14 protein-coding genes are annotated in these 14,519 nt (G+C 48.5%); 5 read left to right on the forward strand and 9 right to left on the reverse strand.

The window, feature by feature from the left end; translation table 11 throughout:
• Positions 1–4 precede the first annotated feature (4 nt).
• From NMD08_RS09790 to ugd, 4 genes are all read left to right on the forward strand, one after another.
• Complete coding sequence (locus tag NMD08_RS09790) at positions 5–1,267, forward strand: hypothetical protein (protein ID WP_286538971.1); 1,263 nt, start codon at positions 5–7, stop codon at positions 1,265–1,267.
• A 3-nt stretch (positions 1,268–1,270) separates the two neighbouring features.
• Positions 1,271–2,089 (forward strand): glycosyltransferase, encoded by an 819-nt coding sequence (locus NMD08_RS09795; protein ID WP_286538972.1) that lies wholly within the window; start codon positions 1,271–1,273, stop codon positions 2,087–2,089.
• Positions 2,090–2,179: 90 nt separating this feature from the next.
• The gene (gene gndA, locus NMD08_RS09800; RefSeq protein WP_286538973.1) at positions 2,180–3,586 is read left to right on the forward strand and encodes an NADP-dependent phosphogluconate dehydrogenase; all 1,407 of its coding nucleotides are present in this window, start codon (positions 2,180–2,182) and stop codon (positions 3,584–3,586) included.
• Positions 3,587–3,791: 205 nt separating this feature from the next.
• A complete protein-coding gene (gene ugd, locus NMD08_RS09805) occupies positions 3,792–4,958 on the forward strand; it encodes a UDP-glucose 6-dehydrogenase (protein WP_370620084.1) in 1,167 nt (388 codons plus the stop codon).
• A gap of 59 nt (positions 4,959–5,017) precedes the next feature.
• On the opposite strand, the gene NMD08_RS09810 is transcribed toward ugd, so the two are convergent.
• Entirely contained in the window at positions 5,018–6,022 is a 1,005-nt protein-coding gene (locus NMD08_RS09810) for an NAD-dependent epimerase (RefSeq protein WP_286538975.1), read from the reverse strand.
• A 398-nt stretch (positions 6,023–6,420) separates the two neighbouring features.
• Here NMD08_RS09810 and wzzB point away from each other — a divergent pair, with 398 nt between their 5' ends.
• The gene (gene wzzB / locus NMD08_RS09815) at positions 6,421–7,404 is read left to right on the forward strand and encodes an LPS O-antigen chain length determinant protein WzzB (protein ID WP_370620086.1); all 984 of its coding nucleotides are present in this window, start codon (positions 6,421–6,423) and stop codon (positions 7,402–7,404) included.
• Positions 7,405–7,458: 54 nt separating this feature from the next.
• On the opposite strand, the gene hisIE is transcribed toward wzzB, so the two are convergent.
• From hisIE to hisG, 8 genes are read right to left on the reverse strand one after another with little or no spacing between them, the layout of a single operon-like run.
• On the reverse strand, positions 7,459–8,070 hold the full coding sequence (gene hisIE / locus NMD08_RS09820) for a bifunctional phosphoribosyl-AMP cyclohydrolase/phosphoribosyl-ATP diphosphatase HisIE (RefSeq protein WP_210904610.1): 612 nt from the start codon (positions 8,068–8,070) through the stop codon (positions 7,459–7,461).
• Positions 8,064–8,840 carry an imidazole glycerol phosphate synthase subunit HisF gene (gene hisF / locus NMD08_RS09825; protein ID WP_151219741.1) on the reverse strand — a complete coding sequence of 259 codons (777 nt, stop codon included), beginning with the start codon at positions 8,838–8,840 and terminating at the stop codon, positions 8,064–8,066. Before hisF ends, hisIE begins: the two co-directional genes overlap by 7 nt.
• The gene (hisA, locus tag NMD08_RS09830; RefSeq protein ID WP_151219740.1) at positions 8,822–9,559 is read right to left on the reverse strand and encodes a 1-(5-phosphoribosyl)-5-[(5-phosphoribosylamino)methylideneamino]imidazole-4-carboxamide isomerase; all 738 of its coding nucleotides are present in this window, start codon (positions 9,557–9,559) and stop codon (positions 8,822–8,824) included. Before hisA ends, hisF begins: the two co-directional genes overlap by 19 nt.
• A complete protein-coding gene (hisH, locus tag NMD08_RS09835; RefSeq protein ID WP_003844282.1) occupies positions 9,559–10,149 on the reverse strand; it encodes an imidazole glycerol phosphate synthase subunit HisH in 591 nt (196 codons plus the stop codon). Before hisH ends, hisA begins: the two co-directional genes overlap by 1 nt.
• Complete coding sequence (gene hisB / locus NMD08_RS09840) at positions 10,149–11,216, reverse strand: bifunctional histidinol-phosphatase/imidazoleglycerol-phosphate dehydratase HisB (protein WP_151219739.1); 1,068 nt, start codon at positions 11,214–11,216, stop codon at positions 10,149–10,151. The genes hisH and hisB overlap by 1 nt, the downstream gene beginning before the upstream one ends.
• On the reverse strand, positions 11,213–12,292 hold the full coding sequence (gene hisC, locus NMD08_RS09845) for a histidinol-phosphate transaminase (RefSeq protein WP_151219738.1): 1,080 nt from the start codon (positions 12,290–12,292) through the stop codon (positions 11,213–11,215). Before hisC ends, hisB begins: the two co-directional genes overlap by 4 nt.
• Positions 12,289–13,593, reverse strand: a complete 1,305-nt coding sequence (gene hisD, locus NMD08_RS09850; protein ID WP_370620088.1) for a histidinol dehydrogenase — start codon at positions 13,591–13,593, stop codon at positions 12,289–12,291. Before hisD ends, hisC begins: the two co-directional genes overlap by 4 nt.
• Before the next feature lie 5 nt (positions 13,594–13,598).
• The gene (hisG, locus tag NMD08_RS09855) at positions 13,599–14,498 is read right to left on the reverse strand and encodes an ATP phosphoribosyltransferase (protein ID WP_003030161.1); all 900 of its coding nucleotides are present in this window, start codon (positions 14,496–14,498) and stop codon (positions 13,599–13,601) included.
• Positions 14,499–14,519: the final 21 nt, after the last annotated feature.

Here is a 14,519-nt window from a genome sequence, read left to right on the forward strand (position 1 = left end):
AAAAATGTCTCTGCAGTATAATGTTTTTGAAAGAATGATTGGGAAAATTTTACAATCAACTCCACATTTAAGAAGTTCAATAAAAAACATATATCAAAGGATTAATTATTTAGTTTATAAGAAAAAATATAGATATAAACTTTATTCTAACTATAAATTACGTACGCCCCCAACTTCGAAAACATCATTTTTTGGTTATTATGACAGAACATGTTGGCATAAAAATAGTAACTTAGTGTTACTTAATCAAATTCGTAATGGAAAAATGGTAATATGTATTTGGGATCTTCGCAATGATAGCATTGTAGAAGTTAGTGAAACGCTAACATGGAATTGGCAACAAGGGGCTTTGGCTACTTGGCTTAATACTGAAGAACCTTCATTTATTTGTAATTTTTTAGAGAATAATAACCTTGTATCAAAAGTATTTATATTTGATAAAGGGGAATGGGTTTATAAGGAAACTCATCCATATCCTGTGCAATCAGTTTCATCAAATTTTCTTATGTGTTCGCTCAACTATATAACTTTGCAACAACTTAGACCTGATTATGGTTATTCGGTAGAGGCAAATAACTTCAAGTATCCTACTGATATAGATTCTGATGGGCTTTTTATTTATGATCTTGCAGAAAAAAAACTATTATTCTTAATTTCATTAAGGGACATAATAGGGCTAAATATCACTGATAGCATGAATAATGCGAGACACAAAGTTAACCATGCTATTTTCTCTCCTAATGGTGAACATGTTATTTTTATGCATCGTTGGATAACCAAGCATGGGAAGTTTTCTAGATTAATTCTTCTCAATATAAAGAAAAGGGACATGAGAATTATATTTGATGATCGAATGGTATCTCATTATCAGTGGCGGAATGATAAACAATTTGTAGCTTGGGCGAGAAGTGAGCAGTTTGGCGATAAATATCACTTGGTTGACATTGAGAAACAACAAATTGAGACACTACCTGATGATTCCAATATTAATAATTTCGGCGATGGGCACCCATCATTTAATAAAGAAGGCTCAATGATTATTACGGATACTTATCCTGGTAGAGATAGAATGAGGAGTCTTCTTCTCTTCGATATGTATACATCAAAATTAACTAAAATAGGAGATTTTCTATCACCTTGGGCCTTTGATGGTGTTGGCAGATGTGACCTTCATCCAAGATGGTCTCCTGATGGAAAAAAAATTGCTATAGATAGCGCTCATTCCGGGAAAAGACAACTTATATTAATTGAACTAAATAAGAAATAAATTATGAGTAGTGCTGAGAATTTTACGGTATTAATGTCAGTATATAGTAAAGAGCTATCTGTAAACTTAAGTCAGGCATTAAAAAGTATTTGGATAGATCAATATTTACGTCCAGATCAGATTGTTATAGTAAAAGATGGTATGTTAGGTGATGAATTAAATGATGTGATTGCATATTTTTCCAAGTTAATTCCCTGCCTTGATGTCGTTTCATTGCCTAGTAATATGGGGCTGGCTTATGCCCTTAATGAAGGGCTTAAATACTGTAAATATCCATTAGTGGCCAGAATGGATAGTGATGATATAGCATTGCCAATGCGTTTTTCAGAACAGATATCCTATTTAAGCTCTAATAAAAATATAGCGGTATTAGGCTCGCAAGTTGACGAATATGATATGAAAATGGAGAATAAAATTGGGACTAGGATTGTCCCTATAGAGCATGAAGATATTTGTCGTTTTGCAAGGCGAAGAAATCCTATTAGTCATCCTTCCGCAGTATTTCGAAAAGACATAATTCTAAGTGTCGGTGGGTACCCTCTATTTGAAAGAGCACAAGATTTTGCTCTTTGGTCTATGATATTGACTAAGGGATATGTATTTCATAATTCTTCTCATGTGCTCGTTAATATGAGGACTGGAGATGGTATGATGAATCGAAGAGGATTCAAATATTTAAGGAATGAGTTGCGATTGCTAATTTTTCAGAAAAAGATAGGACTGCTTAGTTACTTTGATTTGTTCAGTAATGTAATAATTAAATGTACTGTAAGATTAGCTCCTAACTGGATCAAAAAAATTCTTTATTCAAAATTTAGATAATGTAGTATTAGTCCTTAATATGTTAAATTTGGCGGTAAATGATTATTACCAACGTGGTAATTTCGTCAGAATCTAAGACAGGAGTAAACAATGTCCAAGCAACAGATCGGCGTCGTCGGTATGGCAGTGATGGGGCGCAACCTGGCGCTCAACATCGAAAGCCGTGGTTATACCGTCTCCATCTTCAACCGCTCACGCGAAAAAACTGAAGAAGTTGTTGCCGAGAACCCGGGTAAGAAACTGGTACCTTATTACACGGTGAAAGAGTTCGTCGAGTCTCTTGAAACCCCACGTCGTATCCTGTTAATGGTGAAAGCGGGCGCTGGCACCGATGCTGCCATCGATTCCCTGAAACCGTATCTGGATAAAGGCGACATCATCATTGATGGCGGAAATACCTTCTTCCAGGATACCATTCGTCGTAACCGCGAATTGTCTGCTGAAGGCTTCAACTTCATCGGTACCGGTGTTTCCGGCGGTGAAGAGGGCGCCCTGAAAGGCCCATCCATCATGCCTGGTGGCCAGAAAGAAGCCTACGAACTGGTTGCACCTATCCTGACTAAGATTGCTGCGGTTGCTGAAGATGGCGAACCGTGCGTGACCTATATTGGTGCGGATGGTGCAGGCCACTATGTGAAGATGGTGCACAACGGTATCGAATACGGCGATATGCAACTGATTGCTGAAGCTTATTCTCTGCTGAAAGGCGGCCTGAACCTGTCTAACGAAGAGCTGGCAGCCACCTTCACCGAGTGGAACGAAGGTGAGCTGAGCAGCTACCTGATCGACATCACCAAAGATATCTTCACCAAAAAAGATGAAGAGGGTAAATATCTGGTTGATGTGATTCTCGACGAAGCCGCGAACAAAGGCACCGGTAAATGGACCAGCCAGAGCTCTCTGGATCTGGGCGAACCGCTGTCGCTGATCACCGAGTCCGTCTTCGCGCGCTACATATCTTCTCTGAAAGACCAGCGCGTGGCGGCATCTAAAGTTCTCTCGGGCCCGCAGGCTAAACTGGCTGGTGATAAAGCAGAGTTCGTTGAGAAAGTCCGTCGCGCACTGTATCTGGGTAAAATCGTCTCTTACGCGCAGGGCTTCTCTCAGTTGCGTGCTGCATCTGACGAATACAACTGGGATCTCAACTACGGTGAAATCGCGAAGATCTTCCGCGCGGGTTGCATCATTCGTGCGCAGTTCCTGCAGAAAATCACCGACGCCTATGCTGAAAACAAAGGTATCGCCAACCTGCTGCTGGCTCCGTACTTCAAAAATATCGCTGATGAGTATCAGCAAGCGCTGCGTGACGTTGTGGCTTACGCTGTGCAAAACGGTATTCCGGTACCGACCTTCTCCGCTGCAGTGGCGTACTACGACAGCTACCGTTCTGCGGTGTTGCCAGCTAACCTGATCCAGGCACAGCGTGACTACTTCGGCGCGCATACGTATAAACGTACCGATAAAGAAGGTGTGTTCCACACCGAATGGCTGGATTAATCTGATTTATCCCTGCTGTAAATCCAGGCCCGGAGCGTTCCTCCGGGCTTTTTAATGGACAAAAAATGCATTCGGTCAAGTCTGGTAGGCATAGCTGCACTAAATCGCGATATAATGTGTTCACATTGATCCAATACGGTAACGTTGGGTCTAACGATGGTGATTTTTTCACTCTTTAATGCTTAACCAAAAGAAGTCAGAGCTAATGAAAATAACTATTTCAGGAACAGGTTATGTGGGACTTTCAAATGGGATTTTGATTGCCCAAAATCACGAAGTGGTCGCGCTGGACATTGTGCAGTCTAAAGTGGATATGCTTAACAGGAAGCAATCACCCATTGCTGACAAAGAAATAGAAGAGTACCTATCAACGAAAGATCTTAATTTTCGCGCAACAACCGACAAGCAAGATGCTTACAAAAATGCCGATTATGTCATTATCGCTACTCCGACTGATTACGATCCTAAAACCAACTATTTTAATACTTCCAGCGTGGAATCAGTCATCCGTGATGTGTTGGAAGTGAATCCTCAAGCAGTGATGATTATTAAATCAACCATCCCGGTTGGTTTTACCCAGTCAATTAAAGAACGTTTGGGCACAGATAATATCATTTTCTCGCCTGAGTTTTTGCGAGAAGGGAAAGCGCTTTATGATAATCTTCATCCCTCACGTATTGTTATTGGGGAGTGTTCAGCACGTGCTACTCGATTCGCAGAGTTATTGCAGGAAGGCGCAGTAAAACAAAATATTCCAACTTTATTTACAGACTCTACTGAAGCCGAAGCGATAAAGCTTTTTGCTAATACTTATCTAGCTATGCGTGTAGCATATTTTAATGAGTTGGACAGCTACGCTGAAAGCTTAGGTCTAAATGCCCGACAAATTATAGAGGGTGTTTGTCTGGATCCACGTATTGGCAACCATTATAATAATCCGTCATTCGGCTACGGCGGATATTGCTTGCCGAAAGATACTAAACAGTTGCTTGCGAACTACCAGTCGGTGCCTAATAATCTCATTTCTGCAATTGTGGATGCTAACCGTACGCGCAAAGACTTTATTGCCGATTCCATCCTGGCCCGTAAGCCCAAAGTGGTTGGCGTGTACCGTTTGATCATGAAAAGTGGTTCCGATAACTTCCGGGCATCCTCTATTCAGGGAATCATGAAGCGTATTAAAGCCAAGGGTGTGCCCGTTATTATTTATGAACCTGTGATGGAGGAAGATGAGTTTTTCCACTCTCGGGTCGTTCGTGATCTTCATACGTTCAAAAAAGAGGCAGATATTATTATTTCTAACCGCATGACGTCAGAATTATCTGATGTTGCCGAAAAAGTGTATACACGCGATCTTTTTGGTAGCGATTAATCTTACTCTTCATATAAAAGGCCTTATTAAAGGCCTTTTTATTCTAAATTGGTCCGTAATTAAACTTTGTAGAAATCACGGTACCAGTCAACAAAGTTCCTCACCCCATCTTTGACTGACGTTTCAGGTTTAAAACCAATAACATCATACAGTGCTTTAGTATCTGCGCTGGTTTCCAGTACATCTCCAGGCTGAAGCGGTAGCATGTTTTTCTTCGCTTCAATACCCAGAGCATCTTCCAAAGCCTGGATATAGTCCATTAGCTCAACCGGTGAACTATTGCCGATATTGTAGACGCGATACGGCGCGGAGCTGGTTGCCGGGGAACCGCTTTCGACAGTCCACTTCCCGTTGGGCTCAGGAATAACATCCTGCAGGCGAATGATTGCTTCTGCGATATCATCAATATAGGTGAAATCGCGCTTCATTTTGCCGTAGTTATAGACGTCAATACTTTTCCCTTCCAGCATCGCTTTGGTGAATTTGAATAACGCCATATCCGGACGCCCCCAAGGGCCGTACACGGTAAAGAAGCGCAGCCCGGTTGTAGGCAATCCGTACAGGTGGGAGTAAGTATGAGCCATCAGTTCGTTGGCTTTTTTGGTTGCTGCATACAGGGATACGGGGTGATCGACGGAATCATCCGTTGAAAAAGGCATTTTGCGATTCAGGCCGTAAACTGAACTGGATGAAGCATAGAGTAAATGCTGAATTTTATTATGGCGACACCCTTCCAGTATGTTCAGAAAGCCTGTGAGATTTGAGTCTGCATAGGCATGCGGGTTTTCGAGTGAATAGCGCACGCCCGCCTGGGCAGCAAGATGAATGACTCGTTCAAAATGCCCGGATGCGAAGAGTTCAGTCATGCCTTCGCGGTCGGCTAAATCAATATTTTGAAACTGGAAACCAGGCTGCGCCAGTAATTCCAGACGAGCTTGTTTAAGACTGACGTCGTAGTAATCGTTCAGATTATCAATACCGACTACTTGATGGCCAGCCTCAAGGAGGCGTTTGCTAACGTGGAAGCCGATGAAGCCAGCGGCACCAGTAACTAAATAGTTCATTCTAATTCCTCTGTTCGGCTAAAGTATAGCCAAGTACCATCAGTTGCTACTAAAAGCGGAATGATACCGCCAGATGGCGAAAAAGCTAATCGTTATCTTTTTTACACTTACCAATTTTACTGGTCAAACTGAAAATATTCACGATATGAAATCAATAAAATGAATTGTAAAGTATAACGATTAGCGGGGATGAAATCTGATTATTGATGGTTTTTTGCACATGAAGATGTTCTTTGGGTATTGACACTCTTATTTAATCGTATCGATTTTCAGTAGTGATTGAAATACCAATCAAAATCCCTCAAACAATTTAATTTTTTTATCATTAATCCTATGGCATTGCCTCAGTTTATAGCTAAACTAATTCCAGTTTAAGTCTTTCCTTATCTAGGGTTTCTATGTCTGTAAGTGATAACAACATGTCCGGGCGCAGTAACGATCCGGAACAGATTGATCTGATTGATTTATTGATACAGCTGTGGCGTGGGAAATTGACGATTATTGTTGCTATCGTTATTGCTATTGCCTGTGCTGTCGGTTATTTAGCGGTTGCTAAGGAGAAATGGACCTCTACAGCAATTATCACTCAACCGGATGTTGGACAGATTGCCACGTATAACAACGCACTCAACGTGTTGTATGGTGTCAGTGCCCCTAAGGTTACTGAGTTACAGTCAAATGTGATTGGCCGTTTTAGCACGTCATTTTCTGCATTGGCGGAAACGCTGGATAATCAGGAAAAGCCTGAAAAACTGTCGATTGAGCAGTCCGTCAAAGGGCAACCATTGCCGTTGGCTGTCTCTTATGTTGGCGCTTCCCCAGAAGAAGCTCAGCGCCAGCTGGCTGAATACATTCAACAAACAGATGAAAAGGTTGCCAAAGAACTAGAACTTGACCTGGTTGATAACATCAAATTGCAAACAACTACGCTTCAGGACTCCTTGAAAACTCAGGAAGTGGTTGCTCAGGAGCAAAAAGATTTGCGTATCAAGCAAATCCAGGAAGCGCTGCGGTATGCACTGCAGGCGGGTGTGACTAAGCCGCAAATTCAGCAAACTCAGGATGTGACGCAGGACAGCATGCTGCTGTTGGGGAGTGATGCCCTGAAGTCTATGATTGAGCACGAATCTACGCGTCCGTTGATATTGTCTGACAACTACTTTCAGACCAAGCAAAAGCTGTTGGATATCGAAAATCTTAAGCTTGATGGGGCTGAGTTACACGCCTATCGCTATGTATTGAAACCAACGTTGCCGATTCGTCGTGACAGTCCGAAAAAAGCGATTACCCTGGTGCTGGCGGTTCTGCTCGGCGGGATGATTGGGGCTGGCGTGGTGTTGGGGCGAAATGCGCTGCGCAGCTACAAAGGCAAAGCAGAGTAAGCGCTCATCTCCATAAAAAAAACCGGGCTTGCCCGGTTTTTTTACATCCACAAGTTACTGATGTCTTTTGCGTAAATTCTCAATCACCGTCGTCAGGTCAAGGTTCTGATCCTGCAGTAAAACCAGCAGGTGATACATCAGATCAGAGGCTTCATTTGTCAGCTCGAAGCGGTCGTTTACGGTCGCTGCCAATGCGGTTTCTACGCCTTCTTCGCCGACTTTCTGCGCAATGCGTTTGGTACCGCTGGCATACAACTTCGCAGTGTAAGAACTTGCCGGATCTGCGGTTTTACGTTCGGCAAGCAGTTGCTCCAGTTGATACAGGAACAGCCACTGGTGGCTGGCATCGCCAAAGCAACTTGACGTCCCTTTATGGCAGGTCGGGCCAATCGGATTAACCAGGACGAGCAGGGTGTCGTTGTCGCAGTCAGGCGCAATGCTCACCACATTCAGGAAGTGACCTGAGGTCTCTCCTTTGGTCCACAGGCGCTGCTTGGTCCGCGAGAAAAAGGTCACTTTGCCACTTTCGAGCGTTTTTTCCAGCGCTTCCGGGTTCATATAACCCAGCATCAGCACTTCGCCGGAAACCGCATGCTGCACTACTACCGGCATCAGCCCGTCGGTTTTTTCCCAGTCCAGCTCGCGGCATTGTTGCTTCGTTAACATATCCTGATCTCCACGCCCTGTGTTGCCAGGTACGCTTTTAATTCGCCAATATTGATAATTTGTTTGTGGAAGACGGAGGCGGCAAGCGCGCCGTCAACGTCGGCGTCCCGGAAAGCTTCAAGGAAGTGTTCCATGGTGCCCGCGCCGCCAGAGGCAATCAACGGTACGTGGCACACATCGCGCACTTTTTTCAGTTGATCCAGGTCGTAGCCGTTGCGTACGCCGTCCTGATTCATCATGTTCAGGACGATTTCACCCGCGCCGCGCTTCTGTACTTCCTGCACCCAGTCCAGCGTTTCCCATTGCGTGACGCGGGTACGGCTTTCATCTCCGGTATACTGATTAACGTGATATTTGCCGGTTTCGGCGTCATACCACGTATCAATGCCTACCACGATACACTGCACGCCAAAGCGGTCAGCCAGACGAGTGATAAGCTCCGGTTCGGCCAGCGCCGGGGAGTTGATGGAGATTTTATCCGCCCCGAAGGAGAGGATGCGCGCCGCATCGTCGATGGACTTAATCCCGCCGGCAACGCAGAACGGAATATCGATCACTTCCGCCACGCGTGATACCCAGCTTTTATCCACTACACGACCATCGCTGGAGGCGGTGATATCGTAAAACACCAGTTCATCAGCACCTTCATCCGCATAGCGTTTTGCCAGCGGGACAATGTCGCCAATAATCTCATGATTGCGGAACTGTACGCCTTTTACGACCTGCCCATCACGGACGTCCAGGCAAGGAATTATGCGTTTTGCCAGCATTGGATGGCCTCCTCAACGGTGAACTTACCTTCCAGCAGCGCGCGTCCGACGATCACGCCGCGTACGCCAGTTCCGCGCAAGGCGGCTACGTCATCAATGCCACCAATACCGCCAGATGACTGAAACGCCACCTGCGGATACTTGGCACACACTTCTTCATAAAGCGCGACGTTTGAGCCAGCCAGCGTACCGTCACGGGAAATATCGGTGCACAGCACGTGTTTCAGGCCGACGGGTAAATAGGTCTCAACCAGTTCTTCCAGAGAAACCCCGGAATCCTCCTGCCAGCCGCTGACTGCTACCTGTTTATTACCGCGCTCGTCAATTCGAACGTCCAGCGCCAGCACCAGCGCGTCGGCGCCAAAACGGGAAAACCAGTTCTTGACGACTTCGGGAGATTTTACCGCCGTCGAACCCACCACTACGCGCGCGACGCCAGCGTCAAGCAGCGCTTCAACATCCGCTTCGGTACGTACGCCGCCGCCAACCTGCACCGGAACGTTGACACCAGCGACCAGCGTTTTAATCAGCGGGATCTGGCGCTGCGCAGGGTCTTTTGCACCGGTTAAATCAACAAGATGCAGTACCTCAGCACCCTGGGCGGCGTAATCCTGCAAACGGGGGAGAGGATCGTTGCCGTAATCACGTTGCGTTGAGTAATCGCCCTGATGAAGACGCACTACCGTGCCGTCGATTAAATCTAATGCCGGAATAATCATTACATCTCCAGAAAGTTTTTCAGCAACTGCGCTCCAGCCGCGCCCGAACGTTCAGGGTGGAACTGCACGCCAAAGAAATTGTCCTTTTGTACTGCCGCGGTAAACGGCTCGCCGTAATGACACTGGGCGATGGTCCACGGGTTCACCGGCATAGCATAGCTGTGTACAAAGTAGAAATACGCACCATCTTCAATGCCCTGGAACAGACGATTTCCCGCCTGAGGATAGACGCGATTCCAGCCCATATGCGGCAGCGGCAGACCGAAATCGGTCATCTTCGGGACGTCTTGCTCAATAATGCCCAGCAGGGATACGCCGTTACTCTCTTCGCTGCGACGGCCAAGCAGTTGCATGCCTAAGCAGATCCCCAGCACCGGTTGCGTACAGGCTTTGATCAGCTCAATCAGTTCACGCTCGTGCAACTGGTCCATCGCCGCCTGGGCGGTACCGACGCCTGGCAGAAACAGCTTATCGGCTCGCAGCACCACGTCAGGGTCGCGGCTGACAACCGGGTCGTATCCATGGCGCGCGACGGCGGATTTTACTGAGTGCAGGTTGGCGCAGCCGGTATCAAGGATCACTACGTCCATTACAGCACTCCTTTTGAGGAGGGCAGTGTGTCGCCTTCGACGCGAATCGCCTGACGCAACGTACGACCAAAGGCTTTAAACAGACTTTCCACTCTGTGGTGGTCATTTTTCCCTTTGGTTTTCAGGTGCAAGGTGACGCCCATGGTGTAAGAGAGTGAACGGAAGAAGTGTTCGATCATCTCTGTACTCAGATCGCCAACGCGCTGATAGGTAAACTCTGCGCGATATTCCAGGTGCGGACGCCCGGAGATATCCAGTGCGCAACGTGCCAGGCACTCGTCCATCGGCAGCACAAAACCAAAACGATTGATACCGCGTTTATCGCCTAATGCCAGTTTTAAGGCTTCACCCAGCGCCAGACCGGTATCTTCTACGGTGTGGTGATCGTCAATATACAGATCGCCCTTAACGGCTATCTCCATGCGAAAACCGCCGTGGGTGGCGATTTGATCCAGCATATGGTCAAAGAATCCCACGCCTGTGTTGATTTTGCTTTGACCTTCGCGGTCCAGCCAGACTTTGACGTCAATCTGCGTTTCTTTGGTATTACGCTCAACGTGCGCGTAGCGGTCACGTTTGGTCAACTGCTCGCCGATCATCGCCCAGTTCAGGGTATCGGGGTGATAGCGTAATCCGCGAATGCCCATGTTTTCGGCGAGCTGAATATCGGTCGCCCGGTCGCCAATCACATAGCTGTTTGCGACGTCCATAGCTTGCTCAACCAGATACTGCTCGACCAGCTTCACTTTTGGCTTACGGCAATCGCACTCGTCCGCTGGCAGGTGCGGACAGATAAGCACCTCATCAAATGCGACGCCCTGAGAGGTGAATATTTGCATCATCAGGTTATGCGGACCGTCAAAATCGGCCTGCGGGAAACTTTGCGTGCCAAGCCCATCCTGGTTCGTAATCATTACCAGCTTAAAGCCGGCTTTTTGCAGCTTGAGTAAAACGGGAACGACGTCCGGCTCGAAGGCGAGCTTGTCAAAGCGATCGACCTGAAAGTCACTTGGCGGTTCGGAAATCAGGGTTCCATCACGGTCAATAAAAAGATACTTCTGGCTCATACTTGCTCCGCACGTAAAGCGTCAATGACGCGCTGGCTCTCTTCACGGGTTCCGACAGTTATTCGCAGGCAGCCGCTTAACGAAGGTTGTTTATTCTGATCTCGTAAGATAATGCCCTGATCCCACAAAGATTTAAATACGCTGCTTGAGGCAGTGAAGCGCGCCAGAACATAGTTGGTTTCAGACTCGAAAACCTGCTCTACACAGCGAATTGTTTTCAGGTTTTCCACCAGGTACTGACGTTCTTCCAGGATCTGTTCTACGCGTTGGCGCATGGCGGAAATCCCCTGCGGCGTCAGTGCCTGGGCGGCGATATCCGCTACTGGCGTAGAGAGCGGGTAGGGGGCAATCACCTTTAACAACAGATTGATAACCTCTTCATTCGCCAGCGTAAACCCACAGCGTAAACCGGCGAGCGCAAACGCTTTGGACAGGGTTCGCAGTACCACCAGATGTGGATACTCAGCCAGCCATCCTGCCAGCGTGGCCTGCGGACAAAATTCAATATAGGCTTCATCAGCGACCACAATAGCTTTTCCCTGCGCCATTTCGAGCAGTGAACGCAGATCCTGTGGGTTAATCAGCTGACCCGTTGGGTTATTGGGGCTGCATACGTAGACCACCTTCACGCCATCAAGCTTGTCCGCGATGCCTTGCAAATCCAGTTGCCAGTTATCAAGGGTCGGGACGGTGCGGCATTCAACACCAATCGTTTCAGCGCTGACGCTGTACATGCCGTAAGTCGGCGGACAGTAGAGAATGGCATCTTTACCGGGTTCGCAAAACGCGCGTACCAACAGTTCGATCCCTTCATCTGCACCGCGGCTGACCAACACCTGTTCCGGTTTGACGCCGGCATACTGCGCGTAATTCTCAATTACAGCTTTCGGTTGACATTCCGGATATCGGTTTAGTGTCTGCTGAGTGAGCCGGAACTCAACGGCGGTTGGGTATTCATTGGCGTTGAGCCAGACGTCGCCGTTACCGCCAAGACGACGGGCAGACTGATAGGGCGTTAACTCGCGAACATTCTTTCGGGCTAAATCAGTGACGCTGAGAAAGTTGTCAGTACTCATGCTTGCTCCTTCAGGGCGTTAACGCGCAGGGTAACGGCATTTTTGTGGGCTGTCAGGCGCTCAGCAGCGGCCAGTGTTACAATAGTTGAGGCCAGGGCAGAGAAACCTTGAGGGGTTAATTCCTGCACGGTCATCCGTTTCTGGAAATCTGCCAGCCCCAGGCTTGAGCAGGTTGCGGTATAGCCGTAGGTCGGTAAAACGTGGTTGGTGCCGGAAGCATAGTCGCCTGCAGATTCTGGCGACCAGTCGCCGAGGAACACCGAACCGGCGCTGGTGATATCATCAACCAGTTCACGCGCGTTACGGGTCTGAATAATCAGGTGCTCCGGACCGTAGGCGTTAGAAATGGCCACGCACTGTTCAAGATCTTTGGCGATAATCAGTCGGCTGGCGGCGAGCGCCTGACGTGCGGTGTCGGCGCGGGAAAGCTCAGCCAGCTGGCGTTCAACGGCTTCGGCAACACCTTCGGCAAGCGTCGCGTCGGGCGTCAGCAGGATCACTTGTGAGTCGGGGCCGTGTTCAGCCTGAGAAAGCAGGTCGGAGGCGACAAAATCCGGCGTCGCGCCGCTGTCAGCGATAACCAGCACTTCGGACGGGCCAGCAGGCATGTCGATGGCCGCGCCGTCAAGACGTTGGCTGACCTGGCGTTTGGCTTCGGTCACATACGCATTGCCCGGCCCAAAGATTTTATCGACCTTAGGAATGGATTCGGTACCCAGCGCCAGCGCGGCAACGGCCTGCGCACCGCCGACGTTAAATACCTCTTTTACGCCACACAGCTGCGCGGCATAAAGGATTTCATCGGCAATCGGCGGCGGCGAGCACAGCACTACTTTTTTGCAGCCCGCGATGCGCGCCGGGGTTGCCAGCATCAGCACCGTAGAAAACAGCGGTGCAGAACCGCCGGGAATATACAGACCCACGGAGGCGATGGGACGAGTCACCTGCTGGCAGCGAACGCCAGGCTGAGTTTCGATATCCACCGGCGGCAGGATCTGCGCGGTGTGGAAGGCATCAATATTACGCACCGCCGCTTGCATGGCTTGCTTCAGTTCGTCGCTCAGGCGATTGCTGGCCTGCTGAATTTCTTCCTCGGTGACGCGTAGCGCGCCGACCTCGGTTTTATCAAACTTCGCGCTGTATTCTCGCAGTGCCTGGTCGCCGTTGTTTTTGACGTTTTCAAGGATCTCGGCCACCGTGCGGCTGATGCTGTCAGAGGCGGAAATCGCCGGACGCATCAGCAGCTCTCGTTGCTGCTCGGGGCTACAGCTATTCCAGTCAATCAGGGTATTGAAGCTCATGGCTATCACTCCATCATCTTCTCAATTGGCAGCACCAGAATTGAGCTGGCACCGAGCGCTTTCAGTTTTTCCATCGTTTCCCAGAACAGGGTTTCGCTGCTGACCATGTGCATGGCAACGCGCTGCTGATCACCGGCCAGTGGCAGAATGGTTGGGCGCTCAGCGCCAGGCAGCAGAGCGATAACTTCATCCAGACGCTCGCTCGGCGCGTGCATCATGATGTATTTCGATTCACGAGCCTGAATAACGCCCTGAATACGGGTCAGCAATTTGTCGATTAGCTGTTGCTTGGCGTCGGCCATTTCGCCATCACGCTGAATCAGGCAGGCTTTAGAGCGGTAAATGACTTCCACTTCACGCAGACCGTTGGCCTCAAGCGTCGCGCCGGTTGACACCAGATCGCAAATCGCATCAGCCAGGCCTGCGCGGGGGGCGACTTCGACTGAACCGTTTAGCAGACAGGATTTAAACGACACCCCTTTTTGATCGAGATAACGTTTGAGCAGGTGTGGGTAAGAGGTCGCGATACGTTTACCGTTCAGCGCAGCTGGGCCATCCCAGGCTTCATCAACCGGGGTTGCCAGCGAAAGACGGCAGCCGCCGAAGTCCAGACGACGCAGGGTAAAATAGCGAGGATCTTCACCTTGTGCCCGGCGGTTGAGCAATTCCTCTTCGAGAACGTTTTCCCCGATGATGCCGAGGTCAACAACGCCATCCATCACCAGACCCGGGATATCGTCATCACGTACGCGCAGAATATCAATCGGCATGTTCTCCGCCATCGCAATCAGGCGCTGGGTGTGAAGATTAATTTTAATGCCGCAACGGGCCAGTAATTCGCGTGAATCATCGCTTAAGCGGCCAGATTTCTGCATAGCTATGCGTAAACGGGTGTTGTCTAACATTCTTTATTCCTCGTTATCCTG

The organism is Citrobacter meridianamericanus, from assembly GCF_041320245.1.
Classification (GTDB): domain Bacteria; phylum Pseudomonadota; class Gammaproteobacteria; order Enterobacterales; family Enterobacteriaceae; genus Citrobacter; species Citrobacter meridianamericanus.